The organism is Microbulbifer maximicatervae (SeqCode) (assembly GCF_052467225.1).
Genome location: NZ_CP174303.1, coordinates 2,540,048 through 2,558,531, shown reverse-complemented (window position 1 = coordinate 2,558,531; position 18,484 = coordinate 2,540,048). Strand labels below are relative to the sequence as shown.

At 46.6% G+C, this 18,484-nt stretch carries 16 protein-coding genes; 10 read left to right on the top strand and 6 right to left on the bottom strand.

All coding sequences use genetic code 11. From position 1 onward, the window contains the following. Nucleotides 1-40: 40 nt before the first annotated feature. Nucleotides 41-2,209: a jacalin-like lectin gene (locus tag ACJJIZ_RS11325; RefSeq protein ID WP_444913437.1), complete on the bottom strand. Its 2,169-nt coding sequence runs from the start codon at nucleotides 2,207-2,209 to the stop codon at nucleotides 41-43. A gap of 755 nt (nucleotides 2,210-2,964) precedes the next feature. On the opposite strand from ACJJIZ_RS11325, the gene ACJJIZ_RS11320 reads away from it, so the two are divergent. From ACJJIZ_RS11320 to ACJJIZ_RS11290, 7 genes are all read left to right on the top strand, one after another. Continuing rightward, a complete protein-coding gene (locus ACJJIZ_RS11320) occupies nucleotides 2,965-3,651 on the top strand; it encodes a hypothetical protein (RefSeq protein WP_444913436.1) in 687 nt (228 codons plus the stop codon). Nucleotides 3,652-3,962: 311 nt separating this feature from the next. Further along, entirely contained in the window at nucleotides 3,963-4,523 is a 561-nt protein-coding gene (locus ACJJIZ_RS11315) for a hypothetical protein (RefSeq protein WP_444905652.1), read from the top strand. Between the two features lie 273 nt (nucleotides 4,524-4,796). After that, nucleotides 4,797-5,297: a P-loop nucleotide/nucleoside kinase family protein gene (locus ACJJIZ_RS11310; RefSeq protein ID WP_444913435.1), complete on the top strand. Its 501-nt coding sequence runs from the start codon at nucleotides 4,797-4,799 to the stop codon at nucleotides 5,295-5,297. Between the two features lie 254 nt (nucleotides 5,298-5,551). Next, entirely contained in the window at nucleotides 5,552-6,274 is a 723-nt protein-coding gene (gene arsH, locus ACJJIZ_RS11305; protein ID WP_413665299.1) for an arsenical resistance protein ArsH, read from the top strand. 98 nt (nucleotides 6,275-6,372) lie between these two features. After that, nucleotides 6,373-7,323 carry an alpha/beta hydrolase gene (locus ACJJIZ_RS11300; protein ID WP_444913434.1) on the top strand — a complete coding sequence of 317 codons (951 nt, stop codon included), beginning with the start codon at nucleotides 6,373-6,375 and terminating at the stop codon, nucleotides 7,321-7,323. A 21-nt stretch (nucleotides 7,324-7,344) separates the two neighbouring features. After that, the gene (locus tag ACJJIZ_RS11295) at nucleotides 7,345-8,106 is read left to right on the top strand and encodes an amidohydrolase family protein (protein WP_444905655.1); all 762 of its coding nucleotides are present in this window, start codon (nucleotides 7,345-7,347) and stop codon (nucleotides 8,104-8,106) included. A 194-nt stretch (nucleotides 8,107-8,300) separates the two neighbouring features. Then, nucleotides 8,301-8,957 (top strand): hypothetical protein, encoded by a 657-nt coding sequence (locus tag ACJJIZ_RS11290; RefSeq protein WP_444913433.1) that lies wholly within the window; start codon nucleotides 8,301-8,303, stop codon nucleotides 8,955-8,957. A gap of 1 nt (nucleotide 8,958) precedes the next feature. Here the strand turns inward: ACJJIZ_RS11290 and ACJJIZ_RS11285 are convergent, their stop codons facing one another. The 3 genes from ACJJIZ_RS11285 to ACJJIZ_RS11275 all read right to left on the bottom strand — a co-directional run bounded on the left by ACJJIZ_RS11285 (nucleotide 8,959) and on the right by ACJJIZ_RS11275 (nucleotide 12,877). Beyond that, nucleotides 8,959-10,356, bottom strand: coding sequence for an MFS transporter (locus ACJJIZ_RS11285; protein ID WP_444913432.1), 1,398 nt, complete (start codon nucleotides 10,354-10,356; stop codon nucleotides 8,959-8,961). 110 nt (nucleotides 10,357-10,466) lie between these two features. After that, the gene (locus ACJJIZ_RS11280; protein WP_444905658.1) at nucleotides 10,467-11,546 is read right to left on the bottom strand and encodes a LacI family DNA-binding transcriptional regulator; all 1,080 of its coding nucleotides are present in this window, start codon (nucleotides 11,544-11,546) and stop codon (nucleotides 10,467-10,469) included. Nucleotides 11,547-11,617: 71 nt separating this feature from the next. Further along, the gene (locus ACJJIZ_RS11275) at nucleotides 11,618-12,877 is read right to left on the bottom strand and encodes an MFS transporter (protein WP_444913431.1); all 1,260 of its coding nucleotides are present in this window, start codon (nucleotides 12,875-12,877) and stop codon (nucleotides 11,618-11,620) included. Between the two features lie 101 nt (nucleotides 12,878-12,978). On the opposite strand from ACJJIZ_RS11275, the gene ACJJIZ_RS11270 reads away from it, so the two are divergent. The 3 genes from ACJJIZ_RS11270 (at nucleotide 12,979) to pgmB (ending at nucleotide 16,370) form a co-directional block, all read left to right on the top strand. Further along, nucleotides 12,979-13,131 (top strand): hypothetical protein, encoded by a 153-nt coding sequence (locus ACJJIZ_RS11270; protein ID WP_444913430.1) that lies wholly within the window; start codon nucleotides 12,979-12,981, stop codon nucleotides 13,129-13,131. Nucleotides 13,132-13,239: 108 nt separating this feature from the next. Further along, nucleotides 13,240-15,657, top strand: a complete 2,418-nt coding sequence (locus tag ACJJIZ_RS11265) for a glycoside hydrolase family 65 protein (protein ID WP_444913429.1) — start codon at nucleotides 13,240-13,242, stop codon at nucleotides 15,655-15,657. Then, nucleotides 15,657-16,370, top strand: coding sequence for a beta-phosphoglucomutase (pgmB, locus tag ACJJIZ_RS11260; protein ID WP_444913428.1), 714 nt, complete (start codon nucleotides 15,657-15,659; stop codon nucleotides 16,368-16,370). Before ACJJIZ_RS11265 ends, pgmB begins: the two co-directional genes overlap by 1 nt. Nucleotides 16,371-16,577: 207 nt before the next feature. Here pgmB and ACJJIZ_RS11255 read toward each other — a convergent pair whose 3' ends face one another. Both ACJJIZ_RS11255 and ACJJIZ_RS11250 read right to left on the bottom strand, forming a co-directional pair. Next, nucleotides 16,578-17,453 carry a right-handed parallel beta-helix repeat-containing protein gene (locus ACJJIZ_RS11255; RefSeq protein WP_444913427.1) on the bottom strand — a complete coding sequence of 292 codons (876 nt, stop codon included), beginning with the start codon at nucleotides 17,451-17,453 and terminating at the stop codon, nucleotides 16,578-16,580. A gap of 534 nt (nucleotides 17,454-17,987) precedes the next feature. Continuing rightward, a complete protein-coding gene (locus tag ACJJIZ_RS11250; RefSeq protein ID WP_444905663.1) occupies nucleotides 17,988-18,443 on the bottom strand; it encodes a cupin domain-containing protein in 456 nt (151 codons plus the stop codon). Nucleotides 18,444-18,484 lie beyond the last annotated feature (41 nt).

Below are 18,484 nucleotides of genomic sequence, written 5' to 3'. Positions count from 1 at the left end.
AATCCCGGCAGCATATTCACCGCCGGGATATTGTGAGTCGTTAAGGTAGGCAGGCTGCGTTAGTGAAGAAATACTTTACTTCGTAGTCACTACAATCCTCTGTTGCACAAAAGAAGCGGTAATTAGTGCCGATATCGCCTATATGCATGCTTTCGCCGGTTAAGGAATAATCCAACTTCGTATCAACAACCCTTGCCTCAATACCAGCAACATCACTGACAGCACAGCTATTGCTTATATTTCCCGCTGACTTGTGTTCGTTAAAGCTCTCATAATCAATGCCACCTGAGGAGGGATCATCCAGGTCCAGCCACTCGGTTGCGTAGTACCCTGGATTTACCAAGCTGTTGGACAACTTGTGCACGCCCAAAGCATTGATTTCATCACCGTGGCGCCCGTGGAAAGCAAAAATTTGCTGGGATGAAGTGGAAGAATAAGTTGTACAAGTCCCCTGCTGAGTCCCCCCGGAAATAGATGAGCCATTGCTCGAAGTCAATTTAAGGTAGTAAACACTACCTGTTTCATGCTTTTCATCGTCGACACAAATTTTAACGTCATCCAGATACTCGCTGCTGGCGGAGTTAAAACTCAGCACACTCCCCATCGAGCCACCGTCTCCATCACCGTATTCAATACAGTATTCATGATCACTGGCTGTGGCATGGCTTAGGGATTGCTTAAATTCATAGCAAGCTTTAAAACCGTCAATTCGACCACCGGAACGAATCTGGACAGATTTCAGATTCATAGTACCGCTGCCGAGTAGCTTACGTTTTACCAGGTCGATTGAATCAAACGCATCACCTCCGGTACCACCCACAACATCTTTTTTGATATAACCAAAATCCGAGTAGCTGTCTTGGTTGGCGATCCAGAACCCATCAAATGGTTCGTAGTAATTCACCCACACCGAGGTAGTTACACCTTCCGAATTCCTCTTGGCATAGAGAGCGGCATTTTCCAAAGCGTTATAAGGCATTCCATAGCGATAGCCATCGGCTTCACAGACGGAGTAACCTTCACTCCAGGTTCCCGATGTACTGCTAATGTGCCAGTTTCGCTCGTCGTCCACACAGGCAAACACTCGCTCCGTACTACAGCTATAGTCGCGAATTTCTCCGTCATTACTTAACCAGGCGCAACTATTGCTGCCACTGGGAGAGTCATTCCGCCAAGACCACGTAAAATCTTCAATCTGGGGAGCTTTAGAAGCACCTATAGTGGTCGCATTGGCCTCCACCAGCGCCAACTCAAGCATGTTATACCCAGATACTGCTTTCTCCAGGATCTCACTGCCGGAATACTTGATGTCATCCTTGCTATATTCGGTTGTTGCATCCAAGGCGACACTTAAATTCCCATTGTTGTAGTGGCTGGTTGCGCTGGCATTACCGTCGATATCTGCTGTTAACTGGCTGGAATTTTGTGCAAGTGGCTCATTGGAAGTGAGGTTTCCAGATGCATCCATCTCATCCACACCGATCCAGACATTGCGTCTGAATTTCGATGTGTTTGACTCGTCATGGTAATCACACAGATTGTTATCACCAGTGTGCGGATACTCTCTGGGCACCTGAATAAATAGGATAACGTTGCGTCCCGCATCCAACACATCCTGTTTAGTCAGTGTTTGCGCCGGTAGGGAGGCGCAATCATCTTCTGTATAGCCCCAGTCGGTAGGCTTAAATACCAGATCCCCCAACCTGCTTTCAATTTTCTCACCAATCTTATTGCGGAAGTTCTGGTGGTAATCAGAATCGTAAGCCTCAAACTTTAGGAATATGACTTCATCGTTATTATCTTCAAGAAAATCCTTAATCTCATCCAGCCCATCCCCCAGCGTTGCAGCTGTACCAAACATATAAATACACATAGTGGCCTCTTCCAGGCCCATATGACACAGGTGCGGTGTTGAGCTGAAACTGGAAGCAGGGTAAGTATCATATTCGACCAGACGTATTCCCCGACTGAATAATTTCTCCGGCGCGTACCACTGGTTTACATCGGTATATACACCCTGATCCCACTGATAGGATGCATAGGCATTATGCGCTCCCGCCCACAAGGTCTTTGATAAGGGAGCCTTTGTATCAATCTGCCCCTGTAAATCCAGGCGCTTCACTTTATCATCGCTAGCATCAATTTCGCCGACAACAGACATCGAAAAACTCAAAAGCAAACTTGATACCAAACCAATTGTTTTATGCATTATTCTTTTCCTGATAAGTATCCTGATAGTTACCGCTAAAATAAAAATCCCAGTAAGTATTTCCCCTCAGTTGAATTGACCAATTGGAACAAGCGTACACACCTGTCGTGAACCGCTAAATTACAACAGTACTGACTGGTCAATTTTAGTCATTTACCCTACTTTACATTTTCATAATTTGCGCACTTTTCAGTACTGACAAACATCCATCTCCGAATTAAACATTCATAAAACTATCCGCTAGCGGGGGGCGCAAAATAGTAGCTACAGAGCATGACCAATCAGTTACGAGCTTAAGGTAGTTATGTAAACTTCTGCCATTTGTAACAGGGCCAACATAAATGACAGACCAAATGTCCCTCCAGTATTTAGGGTTCAATCACAACCTTGGAAGTGATATCACGCACGTTAAATCTTCTGGTTTAGGAGCAGAGTTTGGGCATCTAATTCATCTTTTTAGATTATTGATAGTTTCAAAATATAATTGGGACAAACCTTAAAAGAGTCGGCATCACACTCTTCAGCTAACATCGATAAAAAAATAGACGACAAGACATCTTCTCCTTAAGGCGTAGAGTTGATTTAAAGCTAAGCCGGATTCAGGATATAAGAAGAGTACAACTTAGATATTTATACTTACCAAACAATGAATTGAGCACCCAAGGAGTGGTAGGCTTATTGAAATATTACATTCATAGAACAAATAGAAACTTATAATTTCCATCCCAGGAAAGCAGCCTTATCAAGGAGAGAGAATGAAAAGCAAGGCACTTATCATCATACTGAGTAGTATTCTTATCGCCTCATGTGGATCTATGCGACCGCAAAATGCAAGCAATTATCAGCAAGACCTGATCACCCCAGAAGAAACAGATAACTTTGTACTCACCGAAAGCAGCACCTTCGATGAACCCATGCTGGGAATTGCCCTAAAGTACGATAATAAGCAGTATCCTACCGATATTATCAATGTCTATGTATACCCTATCGATAGCATCACATGGGAAAATACAGATGAAATCATCTCCATTGAAATGGGCGATATTATAGATGAAGTTGACTTTGCTATAGAGCAAGGGCATTACAAGTCAAGATCACCAGAGACTATTGAAAACTTCAGTTTTAAAATCGGTGAAAAGCTATATTCTGGAAAAAAGTCATCTTTCACACTTACCAACAGAAACGATGCTGAATACTTCTCAAATAGCTATGTATTTGTCGATAAGGATAAATATATAAAGTTCAGAACCAGCTTCGACAGCAGAGCGACCGTAGAATGGAATGGCGACTCAGCAGTGAAAGAAATACTGCCTGAAATAGTTGTTCCCGACGAGTCTGCGTACATGAAGAACCTGAGAGCTGAACACCAAAAAGAAATCACCAAGAATCTGATAAAATCACTATTCCAAGCTTCTCAAGAATCACAACCTAACACAGAGTAATTTCTCAACTAACTTAATAGCAATTGCGACAAATCCGACTCTGTAAGAGCTGATGGCTACTAGGTGCCGCTTAGCACCAGAGAATTGCAAGCGGCACGCTTTAACTGAAGTCTCCTGTACTTCAACGGCATGAAAGCACACTTCTTCCCCCATTGGCAGGAGATTAGCCCTAGACATCTCCAATTCAGATTTTTAAACAAATCTCACTAAAACCCACTCCAACTGGTGAATAAATTTCTCAGGTGGTTGAGATAATACTGGCACTTCGGCGTCTATGATTAAGGAGGCACTAAGGAAAGGAAATTCGAATCATGAGCAAAATCCTGCCTCCAATTCTTGCTCTTCTGCTCGCCGCATTTGTTTTAGGCGCGCAAGCCAACAACTATGTCAGTAAGGATAGTCAAGCCACTTCGCCTCTCGGATGTATCAGTGCCACATCAGTACTATCTACCCATACACCGACAGATATTACTGCTGCCGCCAAAACATGTACCGAACAATCCAAATTTGATGAGGCAGCTGAGTTGTTAATGGTTGCCAGTGCCTTTGCTTATTTCGACACACAGAGGGTTAGCGACAAAACCGGGCACAATGTATTAAGAGTGATTTTCAATAAAAAATTTAATTCGATGCCAGAGGGAGATCGAAAAAAACTATTCGCCAGCATTAACTCTCTTGATCAGGGCGGCGCAAGGAAGCTGGAAGTTTGTAACTATTTGACAGCCGCAAAGCCGCCATCCTATATACCAAGCTATATGATTTCTCATGGGTTAAGAAAATTTACAGGCGTTACTGAAGCCCCCCTGATAAAAGATTTTGATGCCGATCAAAGCTGGTTAAACTCAATGGTTTTTGTCAAATGCCGCAGTTAATCGGTATCTTGTTGCATAGAGACGAAATACCTATATCAGGCTCACCTTTGGGCTGAATATAAGTACCTAAGGCAGTAAAGATTCCCACGTCTTAAATACTAGCCATCTAGATGCCCTCAAGCATATTCGGCCACCGCAAGTCTGGTATTTCCCTGATGCTTAGCTAAATCGCCACTTCATGAGCTCCCTTTGCCACTATTTACCAAGCATAAAGTTTCAGGCATTATTTTCCCATAGTCGAAATTTTCTCTAATCGGATTAACGGGAAGAACTGTGAAAGAAAACGGAATGCTCTTTTTATTTTGTGGAAAGATGGGCGTAGGAAAAAGTACAAAAGCTGCGGAGATAGCACAAACTACAGGAGCTATTCTTATTTCCGAAGATGAGTGGCTGTCTAATTTATATCCCCATGAGATCTCCTCACTCTCCACTTACATAGAGTATTCTGCAAGATTAAAACCAATGATCAAGTCACATACTCAGGATATCTTAAGGAGTGGCATCTCGGTAGTACTGGATTTTCCCGGCAATACAAGAAAACAAAGATCTTGGTTCAAAGAGATATTTCTGGATAACCTCTTTCCCCATCAATTAATCTATCTTAAAGCCGATGATAAATTATGTTTACAGCAAATTGCCCAAAGGCAAAAATCACATCCGGAACGAGCCGCCTTTGATACCCCTGAGACCTTCAAACAAGTTAATAAGTACTTTGAAGAACCTTGCCAATCAGAGGGATTCAATATTGAAGTAGTCCATCTGGGAGGCATTTAAACGTACCCACTCCCTCTAATAATTGGGAGTAACCTCTACTGGACTCTCTTTCCGTTTGCCCTATCTCCTCCAGTGTTGGAGAAACTAAAGGAAGCCTAAGTCTCGATGCTGGCTCAGTATTTTGACTCCCTGTGAACCCGTTATTCGACTAGCCGGTTCCAAGCAGATTCAGAAAGGCCCGACTGAGACTGATGCACCTTTGCTTTGCCTCATATTTCGATTATTATGGAAATATAGAAATTTGGAGGTAACTCATGATGCTACCAAACCACACCCCCATCAATATTCTTAATCGCCTGGTGGACTCCCCTCCCAATGGCGACCCTACCAGGATTCTGGTGTTGTACGGATCCCTGAGACCCAACTCCTTTTCGCGTCTATTGGCCAACCAGGTTGTTGAAATATTGCAGCATTTTGGTGCCGAGGTTCGCTTGTTTGACCCTGTCGACCTCCCTCTTTACGACGGCACCAGCCAGGATCACCCCAAGGTGCAGCAATTGCGCGAGTGGTCTGCCTGGAGCCAGGGTCAAGTGTGGATTAGCCCGGAAATACATGGAAATGTCTCGGCCGTTTTCAAGAATCAGATCGACTGGCTACCACTGGACCAATCTGCAAGCCGGGCAACCCAGGGAAAAACCCTAGCGGTCATGCAGATTTCCGGTGGCTCGCAGTCATTCAATACTGTCAACAATTTGAGGGTTCTCGGCCGCTGGATGCGCATGTTTACGATTCCCAACCAATCCTCTATTGCCAAGGCCTGGCAGGAATTCGATGAACAAGGGCACCTCAAGGATTCCCCATTCCGGGACCGGGTGATTGACGTTCTGGAAGAGCTGGTAAAAACCACCATTTTGTTGCGTGGCCAGGGTAACTATCTGACCGAGCGGTACAGCGAGAACAAATCAGAGGTGCAGTCAGCTTCGACAACATCTATTCAGACCTTGGTGGCTGAAAGCGGTGTCGCAGAACCCAGCTAAAAGTACTGGCATTTCGCTGCCGAAGGTCCACATTTAGCAAAGGTCCATATCTAGCTATGGACCACTAGCTGATAGGAACTCCGATAAGGATCTCGTCAATGAGCTTTTCCCTGGACCCGGAATTTTCACGTGCCCTTGGCAAGTTTGGCGACTTGCTGGATACCTTGGCAGAAGCGCCTATTGGGGATGTGGATACTCGCCGTAAGAATGGAGCCGTGGTCACTCAAGCACTATTTCAGGGTCGCAGTTTTCCATCAGATGTTTCTTTTCGGGACTTTACCCTAAAGAGTTCAGACCAAGAGGAGATCCAGTTACGCTGGTACCAAAAGGAGAATAGCAAGCCAGGCTCCGCTATTCTCTACATTCATGGCGGTGGGCTCATCTGCCACGATATCTCACGGTACGACTTGGTCATCGCCAAATATGTAGCTGCCAGCGGCGTGCCATTTTTATCAGTAAATTACCGAAAGGCTCCGGAGTTCCCCTACCCTATACCGATTGATGATTGCTATCGGGCATTCATTTGGCTGGTACAGCACTCACAGGAGCTCTCCATTGACCCCACGCGAATTGGCATCATGGGAGATAGTGCCGGAGGGGGTCTGGCTGCAGCCCTGACAATTGTCGCTCGCGACAAAAAAGGCCCGTCCCTGGCAAGGCAGATATTGTTATACCCAATGCTGGACGACAGGACGGTTACTCCCGATCCCGAGTTATTGCCATTTATTATCTGGACCTATGAAGATAATCTCACCGGCTGGACCGCTTACCTGGGTAATCAAGTGGGCAGCCCTGCGGTCAGTCCTCATGCTGCCCCTGCCCGCCTGCAAGATGCCAAGGGTCTACCGCCAGCATTTATCGATGTTGGCGAACTAGATATTTTTCGCGATGAGGATATGCAATACGCCCAATTACTCACCGATGCCGGTGTTAGCACGGAGCTCCACGTTCGACCTGGCGTAATTCACTCCTGGGAGCTATTCGCCCCGGATATTCCCGTCTCACAGCGCGCTCTTGCAGATCGAGTGAGAGTCATCCAGGAAATCTAAGCGAGCACGGTGCACCTGACTATGGAACAGCAAAAACAGAGACTTTTTGATAGTCACTTCCACATCATAAATCCCAAGTTCCCCCTATTCCCAAATCACGGCTATTTGCCTCCAACATTTACCGTGGACGACTATCAACTCAAGTTACAAAACTACCAGCTAGTGGGAGGCGCTGTAGTTTCCGGCTCATTCCAGAAGCTGGATCAAACCTACCTTATTGATGCCCTGGAAAAGCTGGGCAAAAGCTATGTTGGGGTTACACAGCTATCCGCCAATACTCCCGACACCACCATTTTGTCACTCCACAAGCATGGAGTCAGAGCCCTGCGCTTTAATTTGGTACGGGGCGGCTCGGAGCAGATCGATTTTATCGATACTCTTGCCCGGCGAGTTTTTGACTTGGCAGGCTGGCATGTCGAACTATACGTTGAAGCCTCTGCATTGACCCCTCTCTATAATAAATTGATCGCGTTACCAGCCGCCTCTATCGATCACATGGGAATCACTAAGCAGGGTTTTCCCATCTTGCTCAAACTGGCAGAAAAAGGGGTAAAGGTAAAAGCGAGCGGCTTTGGCCGCCTGGATTTCGACCCCGCAGCGGCAATTGTCGACCTCTATCAGGCCAACCCACATTGCCTGATGTTTGGCTCCGATCTTCCCTCTACCAGGGCACCGCGCCCCTTCAAACCTGAAGATATTTTGTTAATTCGCGACACCCTTGATGAAGCACAAGCAGAAAATGTCCTGGTAAAAAATGCCTATCAATTTTATTTAAAAAAATAATGGAATGAGGGGGCAGTATCAGGAACTGAGTTCTTCTTCTGCTGTCATTCACTACGCTGTATTTTCTAAAAGCGCACGATATGCCTAAATTCGTGCACTTCTCTATACCCACTCAATTCATGCTACAGCAGTGTAATCTCGGGTCATCGATCATCTTTATAAATCACTGGCAATTAAAACATGCGAATTGTAGGATGCGCCGAATATTTCAGGCCACAGGGAACCTGGAAGATACAGTGCAGGAGGTTGTAGTGAAAGGACTGGTAACGGTTATTTTTTCCCTATTTGTGCTATCCGGATGTACCGGCATTGGCACAAAACCCCTGGGAGAAAAAGAGGTAGCGTTAGGCGTAGATACTGAGCAATCCATTAAAGAGAAACTCGGTAAGCCTTATGAAAAAGGCATGTTTGTAAAAAACAACCAACAAATTTTAACACTCGCTTATGCTTACCCCACTACTGGCAAAAAGGCGGTTAGCGAAAATATTAGCGGTACCCGTAACCAGGGTTTCTACTTTTATAACGATAAATTGGTTGGGCAGGATTTTGTCAGCTCTCTCGCTGAAGATTCCACCGATTTTGATGAGTCAAAAGTACCACTTATCAGCGAAGGCCAAACCAGTATTCTCGAAGCTCTGGATTTATTGGGCAAACCCTCCGGCGAATATCAGTACCCACTGATTAGCAATAAATCCGAGAAAGCCAAAGTATATATGTATAGCCAAACCAATAAGGCTATTTTCCAACCGGCCTCTTATCAAAAAGTATTGATTCTCAGTTACAATACTGATGGCATCATCACGAACGTAAATTTTGCAGAATTAGGCAATAGAAATTTAAGCGAGCAATAAATCATTTCTCAGACCGGGGAGCCTTATCTGCTGGCTTCCCTGAAACAAACAAAAGGCACACTACCAGCCCCACCATCGCCAAGTAGGCATTAACCGTAAAAGCGCGATCAATCCCCGTAGAGATATCGGGAGCCATTGCGACAATTGTGGTATTCATACCCAAGCCTATTGCTCCCCCACCAATCTGGAACATATAGAGAATTGCTCCCGCCAAGCTCGCTCGCTCCGGCGCTACAACCGTAATTGCGGCAGTAGTAATAGCAGAATAAAACAGGCCAATACCCGCCCCAAGAACCACCAGTCCTGGTACCATTTGCAAAAAAGTTGTTTCCTTATGTAAATGAGAAAGCATAAACATACCGATACACATGGCAATGGTGCCCGCTGAGACAATCGTTTTTGCACCGAGCGTTTCGTAGAGCCCACCGGCAATAAAAGACACCAAACCAAATGAGATCATCATAGGAAGTAGCCCCATTCCCGAATACATCGCCGAGTGATTATGGACCTTACTCAAGTATTGGGGAACGTATACAAGGGCAGCAAAGAACACCACAGACAGCAACAAGGTAGCTATACCTGCGGCAAAGAAACCGTGATTCGTTGCTACATCTACGGGAATTAACGCATCTCTGCCCACATGGCGCTCAACCAGTATAAACGCCCCCATAAACAGCAAGGTGGCTAGTGCCAAGACAATAATCACCGGGCTCTTAAAGCCGATATCCACGACTAAATCCAGCGCCAGCAGAAGGCAAAACAGCGATGTGGTCAGGGTGATTACACCACCGTAATCAATGCGCTCGGTGACATTTTCCGGTGTGTCATCCGGGATAACCTTCCAGCAGACCCAAAATGCCAATGCAGCCACCGGCAAGTTGATAAAGAAAATCCAGCGCCAGCTCAATAAGTCTGTAAGAATGCCCCCCAATACCGGACCAATTGCATTCGCAGCGGCACACATGCCCATCACCAAGCCCCCGGCAAAGCCCGAGCGGTCCTCCGGTAACATCCCGTAGATCAGCCCCAGGATTGCCGGCCACATAAGGGCACTGCCGATCCCCATCAATCCCCGCGCCGCCAGTAGCATTGGAATATTGGTAGCTATGCCACCGAGGAGGGAGAAAAATGCAAAGGAGGCCATGCCGATGAAAAAGATTTTGCGCCGGCCAAACATATCCGCCAAACGCCCGCCCGAGATCAGCAGTATCCCAAAAGCCAATGTATAGCCGTTGATAATCCATTGGGTGGTGGTGATATTGGAGTTGAAGTCTTTTTCGATGGCTGGAATTGCTACGGAAAACGCAGTGAGATCATTTCCGATCAGAAAAATTGCCAAGCTTAGGGCAAACAGTCCCAGTACCTGGATTCTGGTCAGTTTAGTTTTCTCATCTGCCATGTTTCGAGTCCAGCCACAGAGTTCGGTTTTACAAGTGTGGCTCAAACTCGGGAAACGGCAGGGACACTAACTACGCCCCTGCTGGCAAACAAAATGGTGAGAGCCTGCGACTAACGCTCACCTGAAGTGTCTTGAAAGAACTCCTCTACAGGCTGGTAATCCGGATTGGCACCACAAGAACCCCGCACTACCAGCTCGGTAGGTAGTACATCTGGCATCGCCGATTTTCCAGAGAGAAGTTCCATCATTTTCTCCACCATCAATTCACCACCTCGGTGGATGTTCTGGCGAACGGTTGTCAGAGGAGGGGTAAAAAACGGCGCGATTGGGATATCGTCAAAACCCACTATGCCGACATCTTCTGGCACCTTATAGCCACGGGCCTGTAGCGCTTTTATCGCCCCCATAGCGATACTGTCACTGGCGGCGAAAATGCCATCAAAACTAAGCCCTTCCTGCGCAACCAGGTCGATAATGGATTGATAACCACTTTCACTAGAGAAACCGGCGGTCAACTGCCTGGTCGTGCCAGACAGATCAGCTTCATTGAGCGCGGCACAGTAACCTTCAAAGCGCCCATTGACCTCCGGGTGAGCTGTGTCGCCGAGAAAGAGAATTCGCCGCCGCCCCAAATTCATTAAGTGCTCTGTGGCCTGACGCCCACCCATTTGATTGTCACTACTGACGATGCAATATTCGGCCCCCTGCCTTGAGGTCCCTCCCCAGACAACAAGAGGGTCCCCCTGCTGCTGCAGATCACGAAGTGGGGTATCGTCCACCCCCTGGCCAATCACAATAACGCCATCAGCCCGCCTGGAGCTCATCAGATAAGAATGCCAATCCGAGCGGCTGGCGATACTGCTGGAAAACAGTAAATCGTATTTATGCACCGCAAGGCGATCAGCAATTGAACCAATCATATCGATCATAAATGGATCAGAAAATGTCTGGCCGCCACTGCGCCCCGTATTAATCACAACCGAAATTGTATGGCTGCGTTGCAGGCGTAAGTTTCGCGCGCTCTCATTGATTTTGTAATTCATGGAGCTCGCGATTTTTTGAATACGCTCGCGAGTCTTTTCGTTAATCAATGGATTATCGTTCAGCGCTCGCGAAACAGTAGATTCAGAAACTCCCGCCAACCGAGCAATATCGGACATGGAAACGGGAGAGGAGGACCCCTTGGGCATGGCGTACTTCACCTTGTTCGCGGGAAAAATGCCATCTTAGGCCCGTCGCCCAAGTTTGTAAAACCACCCCGCTACCCAGCCAGGGGGGCTGAGGCCTCAAGCGTCTCATCCCCCCGCTCTACGGCGCGACGGAAAAAGAACAGAGTAATCAGAATCACTGTGATGGGTACCAGGGATAAGTAGAAAGCCACCTGGCCATCAAAAGCCTCGAAAACCGACCCGGTAATCAGGGAGCCCGTTGTACCGCCCAGCGCAGAAAAAATCACCAGTAAACCTGTCATTGCAGAGTGCTGGTGGGTGGGCAATGAACTGAGCATCACAGAGTTGATAGCTGGATACACTGGTGCCATAAACAAGCCAATCAGCGGTAAAACAAAAGCCGCAACTGGGGCACTAAGCCAGTTTACATCGGGATTCGCCACAATATTACTCGCCAGGGGCAAGCTAACGACCACCAGTACTCCCATCGCAACTAAGCACACATTCAGCATCGGGTACCAGTGTACTTTACGCATCATCACACCGGCACCAAGTCGCCCCAACGCCAGCCCTGCGGCAAAGATACTTGCAGCCTGAACACTCATCGCAGCGGGCAGCTTAAGAATTTCATTATTAAAGGTCGGCAACCAACTTCCTATCCCCTGCTCAATCAATACATAGAAAAATACGGAGATCACGTAGATGTATACCAGGGGTTTGGCCATCAACTTTATCATCGCGATAAAGTCCTGTTTCGGGCTAGCCTCTTCGATTCGCGCCCCGGATTCATCCAGCTCTGTGCACCAGAGCAATACAAATGCAATCACACAGACCACCGCCAGCACCCAATACACATTGAGCCAGGCAGTAGACCCTTGGTTCGATGAATCAATAAAAGCGCTAAACAGCCAATAGCCACTGAGAACTCCCACCATAAACACCCCCTCCAGGGTGTTTAGAAGGCTCGCATGTGCGCTGCGGCCCTGCGCTAACAATCCCACGGTGGAGTATGCGGCAACCTTTACCAATGCGAACGCAACACCCACGGACAAGAACAGTAACTTCGCCGTCCAAAACCCGGGTAACAGGGGCATAGCTGTACAAGCCAGGGTGACGATTGCCAATCCCGTCAGCATCGCCCGCTTAAACCCCAGTCGGGGAAGCTGGGAAGCAATCAGGAAAGACACTATACCGATGGGGATATCCTTGAACCCCTCCAGCACACTCGCAGCAGATTTACTTACCCCATAGGTATTGATTACCTGCAGGATCACCGTGCCTACGCTGTTCAACAAAATGGCAAAGACAAAGTAGATAGCGAATAGAGATAAGAGTATGCGCTGATTCTTCATAGTGGATTCTATCTGGCTCTGTGGTTTAGGCAGTCAGCCGTACCAACCTGTTATTGTACATTTTTTACCCAGACTTTGTGGAGAAAGGCGACTTCGCCCCAATGCCTGAAGGAACCCAGTATGTATCAGTCAGACAAAAATTTGCAATCGTTTGCATAAAAACCAATGAAAATTTGGGAATGCCTTATGCCGATCAGTCACAAAACAACTGGCAATTGACCCAGGAAAAGAAAATAACATATATTTTTCAATAGCTTACAGACTTTTCGGAGATGAAAATCAGGTCTATCTTCTAGTAACAGCCAGGCTTAATCTCAATTTTGCAATCGATTGCAAAAAGACATCAACTACGGATAGACTGAATGACAGTAGTCGGAGGCCCAGCCGACCCGGCCCTAGAACCCAATCTCCAATCCAGTGAAAGTGGTATGAAGCAAAAACAACAAATCAAACACAAGATCCACCCCTGGGACTTGGTGGAGGACACCTTCCAGCCTGAAGATTACAGCCTCAACGCCACCCTATTCTCCCTCGGTAATGGCTATATCGGCTTGCGCGGTACCTTTGAGGAGGGTTTCGATCCAGAACCCTTTACAGATGGTTGTTACCTGAATGGAGTCTACGCCAGCGAACCTATCACCTATGGTGAGTCTGCTTATGGCTACGCGCGCAACAACCAGAGGATGTTGACGGTTCCCGACGGTAAGACCATTTATATCAGCTTGGATGGAGAACGCTTTAATCTCGCCCAAGGCGAGCTGCTCAACTACGAGCGTCGCCTGGACATGGCCGCAGGGATCAGCGAGAGAAAACTCACTTGGCGCTCCCCAAAAGGAAAAACCATTGAACTCAAAGTGCAGCGCCTGGTTTCCCTCAGTGAGAAAAACCTATTAGCTCTGCAACTGGAACTCACTCCCATCGATTTTGACGGAGAGGTACACCTGCAATCCTGCCTTGATGGTGACCTTGCCCAAGCAGAACGCAGTGAGGACCCACGCCTAGCCTCCCCTATTGATCGGGGAGATATCGAATGGCTGGAAAATACAGCTGAAGATGGTTATTTGGCCCTGCCTCTATCCGTTAAGAGCAGTGGCTTCTCTATACGATGCGCAGCCCTGCACCTTTGTGAGAGTGACAGCGATTACACGTCCAATAACCTCCGCAGTGAAGACTGCGTCTCGGTTGACTATCGCTTTGCTGCCCGCCGCAACACCCCTATTCGCCTAACCAAGTACGTCGCTTACTTTGCACAGCAAAATGCTGAGCCGATATCAGCTGGCGAATTGCATGATTACCTGGAGCGCTGTGCGGCTAAAAGTTTTGCGGACCATATCGAAACCCAGCGTGCCCAAATGGACAACTTCTGGCTTGAGTCCGATATTCAGGTCAGTGGAAATGATGCCCTGCAGCAGGGAATACGTTTCAACCAGTACCACTTGTTCCAATCCCTAGGTCGGGATGGCAATACCAATATTGCAGCCAAAGGACTTTCCGGTGACGGCTATGACGGTCACTATTTCTGGGATACAGAAATCTATGTACTACCGTTTTTCCTCTACACCCAACCCGAATTAGCGCGCGGTCTACTGGAATACCGCTACTCAATCCTCGATGCCGCACGAAAAAGGGCGAGGGAAATGTCGATTCAAAAGGGAGCACTGTTTCCCTGGCGCACCATCGGCGGTGAGGAGTGCTCAGCCTATTACCCGGCAGGCACTGCGCAATACCATATCAATGCGGATATTGCCTACGCCGTGCGACATTACTGCCGGGTTACCGGTGATGTCGATTTTCTGCGCAACAAGGGCGCAGAAGTCGTGATAGAGGGCGCGCGTATGTGGTTGGAGATTGGCCACTTCAACGCACTTCGCGACAACCAGTTCTGCATTAATGAGGTTACCGGACCAGACGAGTACACTGCCCTGGTTGACAATAATTTCTACACAAACCTGATGGCCAAGGCCCATCTTGAATATGCTGTTGAAGTATTACAGTGGTTAAAATCATTCGATCCTGCAGCATGCGATGAGTTAACCCAGCGTATTCAACTCGACATACAGGAAATTGATAACTGGGCCAAGGCCGCAGAAAGCATGTATCTGCCCTACGATGAAAAGCAGGGTATACATTCTCAAGACGATAGTTTTCTAAACAAACCCCGCTGGAATATTGCCGAAACGCCTGCTGATCAATTCCCGCTGTTACTTCACTATCACCCTCTGGTGATCTATCGACACCAAGTTTGTAAGCAGGCGGATGTCGTTCTTGGCCTGCTACTGGAAAGTTCAGAATTTTCAATTGAGCAAAAGCGTCGGGATTTCGACTTCTATGAACCGCTCACCACACACGACTCCACTTTGTCCGCTTGTATTCACAGCATTATTGCCAGTGAAGTTGGGTATCCAGAAAAAGCGCTGAACTATTTTCAGCAAGTTGCGCGAATGGATCTGGATAACCACCACAACAATACCCAGCACGGCATACACACTGCCTGCATGGGGGGCACCTGGATGTGTATGGTCCAGGGATTTGCAGGAATGCGCCTGCACGGCAATGAGCTCAACTTCAATCCATATCTGCCCAATGGAATGGACGGCTATCGTTTCCGGTTGCAATTCCGTGGCCGCACGATCGCAGTCGATGTCGATTCTTACAGCGCCAGGTACACCTTAGTGAAAGGTGAAGCGCTCAGTCTTCATCACGGCAAGAAAATTCTATTCCTGGAGACACCAGGGCAAACAGAAACCATTCAAATAGCACCGATGGAGGAGGTATCCTGATGATCTATCGTGCAGCAATCTTTGATCTCGACGGCGTTATTGCAGACACCGCACGTCTCCACCTGATCGCATGGCAACAGCTGGCTGAAGGGCTCAACCTTCCCTGGACAGCGGATACTGAAGAGCGCTTAAAGGGCCTGGAAAGAATGGCTTCCCTTGAGGTGATTCTCGGGGAAAAAAGCAGCAATTACACTGAAGAAGCAAAAATCGCACTGGCTGCTAGAAAAAACAGCCGCTACCAGGAATTAATTCGCAGCCTCTCTCCCGCAGACTTGTTACCGGGCGCCGGTGAACTGCTCGCATGGTTAAATTCTCAGCATATTCCGGTTGGCCTCGCCTCAGCGAGTAAAAACGCGCCGGCGGTACTGGAAGCCCTGGGAATATCCCGTTGCTTTTCTGTTATTGCAGACCCAGAAAAATCTGCACCTAAACCTGCACCAGATATATTCCTAGCCGCCGCCAAAGGCCTCGGAGTTGATCCAGAGTTTTGCATTGCTTTTGAGGATGCGCCCGCAGGAGTCAGTGCAATTAAGTCCGCTGATGGTATGACGGCTGTAGGCATAGGCAGCCCAGATGTCCTTAAAGATGCTGACTACACCCTGGCAACCCTATTGGAATTTACACCAAATGACTTTTTCTTATCTGTACTAGCAGAGTCCGGCATTCGTCAAAATATGAATATCTATAAACGACCCAACGAAAAAATAGATTAGAACCCTATGGCTCTACCATGCAAGCAGCAAGACTCCAATATATAACGAACCTCTAAATGAGCTAATCACGTCTATATCACACCGGATAATCCCGGTGTGATATTTTAGTAATCGGCCAAGGCTTATATTAATATCCGCGCACCCTTTCACCAAACATCAGTCAAAAGAATAAGATTTCGCTAGCCTTCTAGGGAATAATTTTACGGCTCATTGATCAATACAGGCGCCTTCTATATTATCAGCCGTATTGCCAAACCAGGTATTAAGGCAAGGTAAGGGATTAGTATCCTCAAGATCGGTAGAATTGTTATCAGTTGCCATATTGCCAACAATTACATTTCCGAATTGGCTATCCGTATCAAAAAAAAAGCAGATGGGAATGGCGAACTTAGCCAACGATATACCTACCGAAGTGCCGGGAATAGGGTTTATAAAACCAGTGAGTTCAACCGTATTTTGAGCAATGAAATTACCATCGCTACAAATTTCCATACCATAGCTATTAAATCCAGCTATCCTATTAGATATCATGGTTGAATTATCTGCCCCAAGATCAAGAAAGATACCAGTATCCGCAAATCCATCTGAACTAACAATCTCGTTATCTATCACCGTTGAGTTACTGCCTCTAATAAACACACCAATACCACCAAATGGTACATTAATTAACGAACCAGACAACGTATTGTTGTCCGAATCGAAGAAAACCCCATCTCCTGTAACATCACTTAACGTTATACCCGTAATTGTGTGGCCACCGGAACCTGTTGCAATGACTCCTGTACTACATTCATCCAATGTACCTCCAGAGGCGCCGCCAGATAATACAGCTCCTGTACCTTCAAGAATGACACCTGTTCCCCCCACACAATCAAACGTAAATCCATTCAAATTCAGGCTTCCTGTAGGGCCAGTTATTTCTACACCGGCATCACAAGAAAAGTTCCCAGTTAACACCTCTGGAGTTGTAATAGTACCGCCACACACTATGTCTGCATTTACACTTCCAGAGATTACTAACGCACTACCGAAAAATAGATAAGAATATAGTTTAGACTGCGTTCCTTCCTGCCAAATATTCATAATGAAGTCCTAAAATAATATTGTACCCCCCTAATAAAACTGTTTAGCTATTGATTACTACTCACCACCACAGCTAATTGCCACTTAAACCCGAGCTACCGGTCAGCCCAGCAACTGTTAACCCAATCAAATTACAATTGAGATCCTTACTTATTACTTCTGTACTCGCAATGGTATCAGCGTACACATCATCGGCATTTACATTATCCGAAAGAGCTGAAGTAGACCCAATAACAATTTTTAGTCATAACCATTATGCCCAGGCAATAAAAATCCTTGAAATCAGAAAAAAGAAAAAAGAAAAAAGAAAAAAGAATATTGGGATACATTTTGAGCCCAAAGAGTGAAATATCCATAGGAAAATATTCTCAATAGCTCTGGCAAGTAAAAGGTAATGGCATAGAGAATCTTGGGCAAGTAAAATAATCAAAACTCGTGCATAGACGTGAAGTGAAAAGCTTAAAATAGACTCCATAAAATTTACGCCAAAATATCCATCAATAGTAAAGCGTAACTACAGCTTAAACTTTAGGCTTAACGAATGAAGCGACTCAAACAACTATCTATCTCACACAGTTGTTTTGCTACAGGATCATCAACCTTGATTAAATTGAAATCCGAAAATTCAAACCCCGGGCCTACCGAACATCCGACCAAAACAGAACTCCCAATTGGCTCAGCAGCCTGCCAGGCACCAGCAGGAACAACATGACAAAATATATTATTCTTTGCGGAAATCTCAGTCCTTTGCAAACAGCTATCCCCCTCAGTCCAAATATAGAGATATAAGCCTTCCCCCCTATATAAATTCCAAACCTCATCAGATTCGACCCGGTGAAACCTAGATACTTCATCTTTCTGTAAGGAAAAGTAAATATGCGTCAATGCGCTTCGCTTCTGCCCATCCTCCCTTGTTACTATTGAGCTCGACTTAAACACCTGAAGAAATTTCCCGCCTTCAGGATGATCAATTAAGTTATCAGGCTTCATGGATTAATCAGCACCTTGTAATCAGAATTAGAAACATGTCT

Bases quoted from the DNA above. Each gene is read 5' to 3' on its own strand.
- ACJJIZ_RS11315 (WP_444905652.1), top strand. From the start codon at position 3,963: ATGAGCAAAATCCTGCCTCCAATTCTTGCTCTTCTGCTCGCCGCATTT.
- ACJJIZ_RS11325 (WP_444913437.1), bottom strand. From the start codon at position 2,209: ATGCATAAAACAATTGGTTTGGTATCAAGTTTGCTTTTGAGTTTTTCG.
- arsH (WP_413665299.1), top strand. From the start codon at position 5,552: ATGATGCTACCAAACCACACCCCCATCAATATTCTTAATCGCCTGGTG.
- ACJJIZ_RS11320 (WP_444913436.1), top strand. From the start codon at position 2,965: ATGAAAAGCAAGGCACTTATCATCATACTGAGTAGTATTCTTATCGCC.
- ACJJIZ_RS11300 (WP_444913434.1), top strand. From the start codon at position 6,373: ATGAGCTTTTCCCTGGACCCGGAATTTTCACGTGCCCTTGGCAAGTTT.
- ACJJIZ_RS11265 (WP_444913429.1), top strand. From the start codon at position 13,240: ATGACAGTAGTCGGAGGCCCAGCCGACCCGGCCCTAGAACCCAATCTC.
- ACJJIZ_RS11270 (WP_444913430.1), top strand. From the start codon at position 12,979: ATGCCTGAAGGAACCCAGTATGTATCAGTCAGACAAAAATTTGCAATC.
- ACJJIZ_RS11290 (WP_444913433.1), top strand. From the start codon at position 8,301: ATGCGCCGAATATTTCAGGCCACAGGGAACCTGGAAGATACAGTGCAG.
- ACJJIZ_RS11255 (WP_444913427.1), bottom strand. From the start codon at position 17,453: ATGAATATTTGGCAGGAAGGAACGCAGTCTAAACTATATTCTTATCTA.
- ACJJIZ_RS11250 (WP_444905663.1), bottom strand. From the start codon at position 18,443: ATGAAGCCTGATAACTTAATTGATCATCCTGAAGGCGGGAAATTTCTT.
- ACJJIZ_RS11275 (WP_444913431.1), bottom strand. From the start codon at position 12,877: ATGAAGAATCAGCGCATACTCTTATCTCTATTCGCTATCTACTTTGTC.
- ACJJIZ_RS11280 (WP_444905658.1), bottom strand. From the start codon at position 11,546: ATGCCCAAGGGGTCCTCCTCTCCCGTTTCCATGTCCGATATTGCTCGG.
- ACJJIZ_RS11285 (WP_444913432.1), bottom strand. From the start codon at position 10,356: ATGGCAGATGAGAAAACTAAACTGACCAGAATCCAGGTACTGGGACTG.
- pgmB (WP_444913428.1), top strand. From the start codon at position 15,657: ATGATCTATCGTGCAGCAATCTTTGATCTCGACGGCGTTATTGCAGAC.
- ACJJIZ_RS11295 (WP_444905655.1), top strand. From the start codon at position 7,345: ATGGAACAGCAAAAACAGAGACTTTTTGATAGTCACTTCCACATCATA.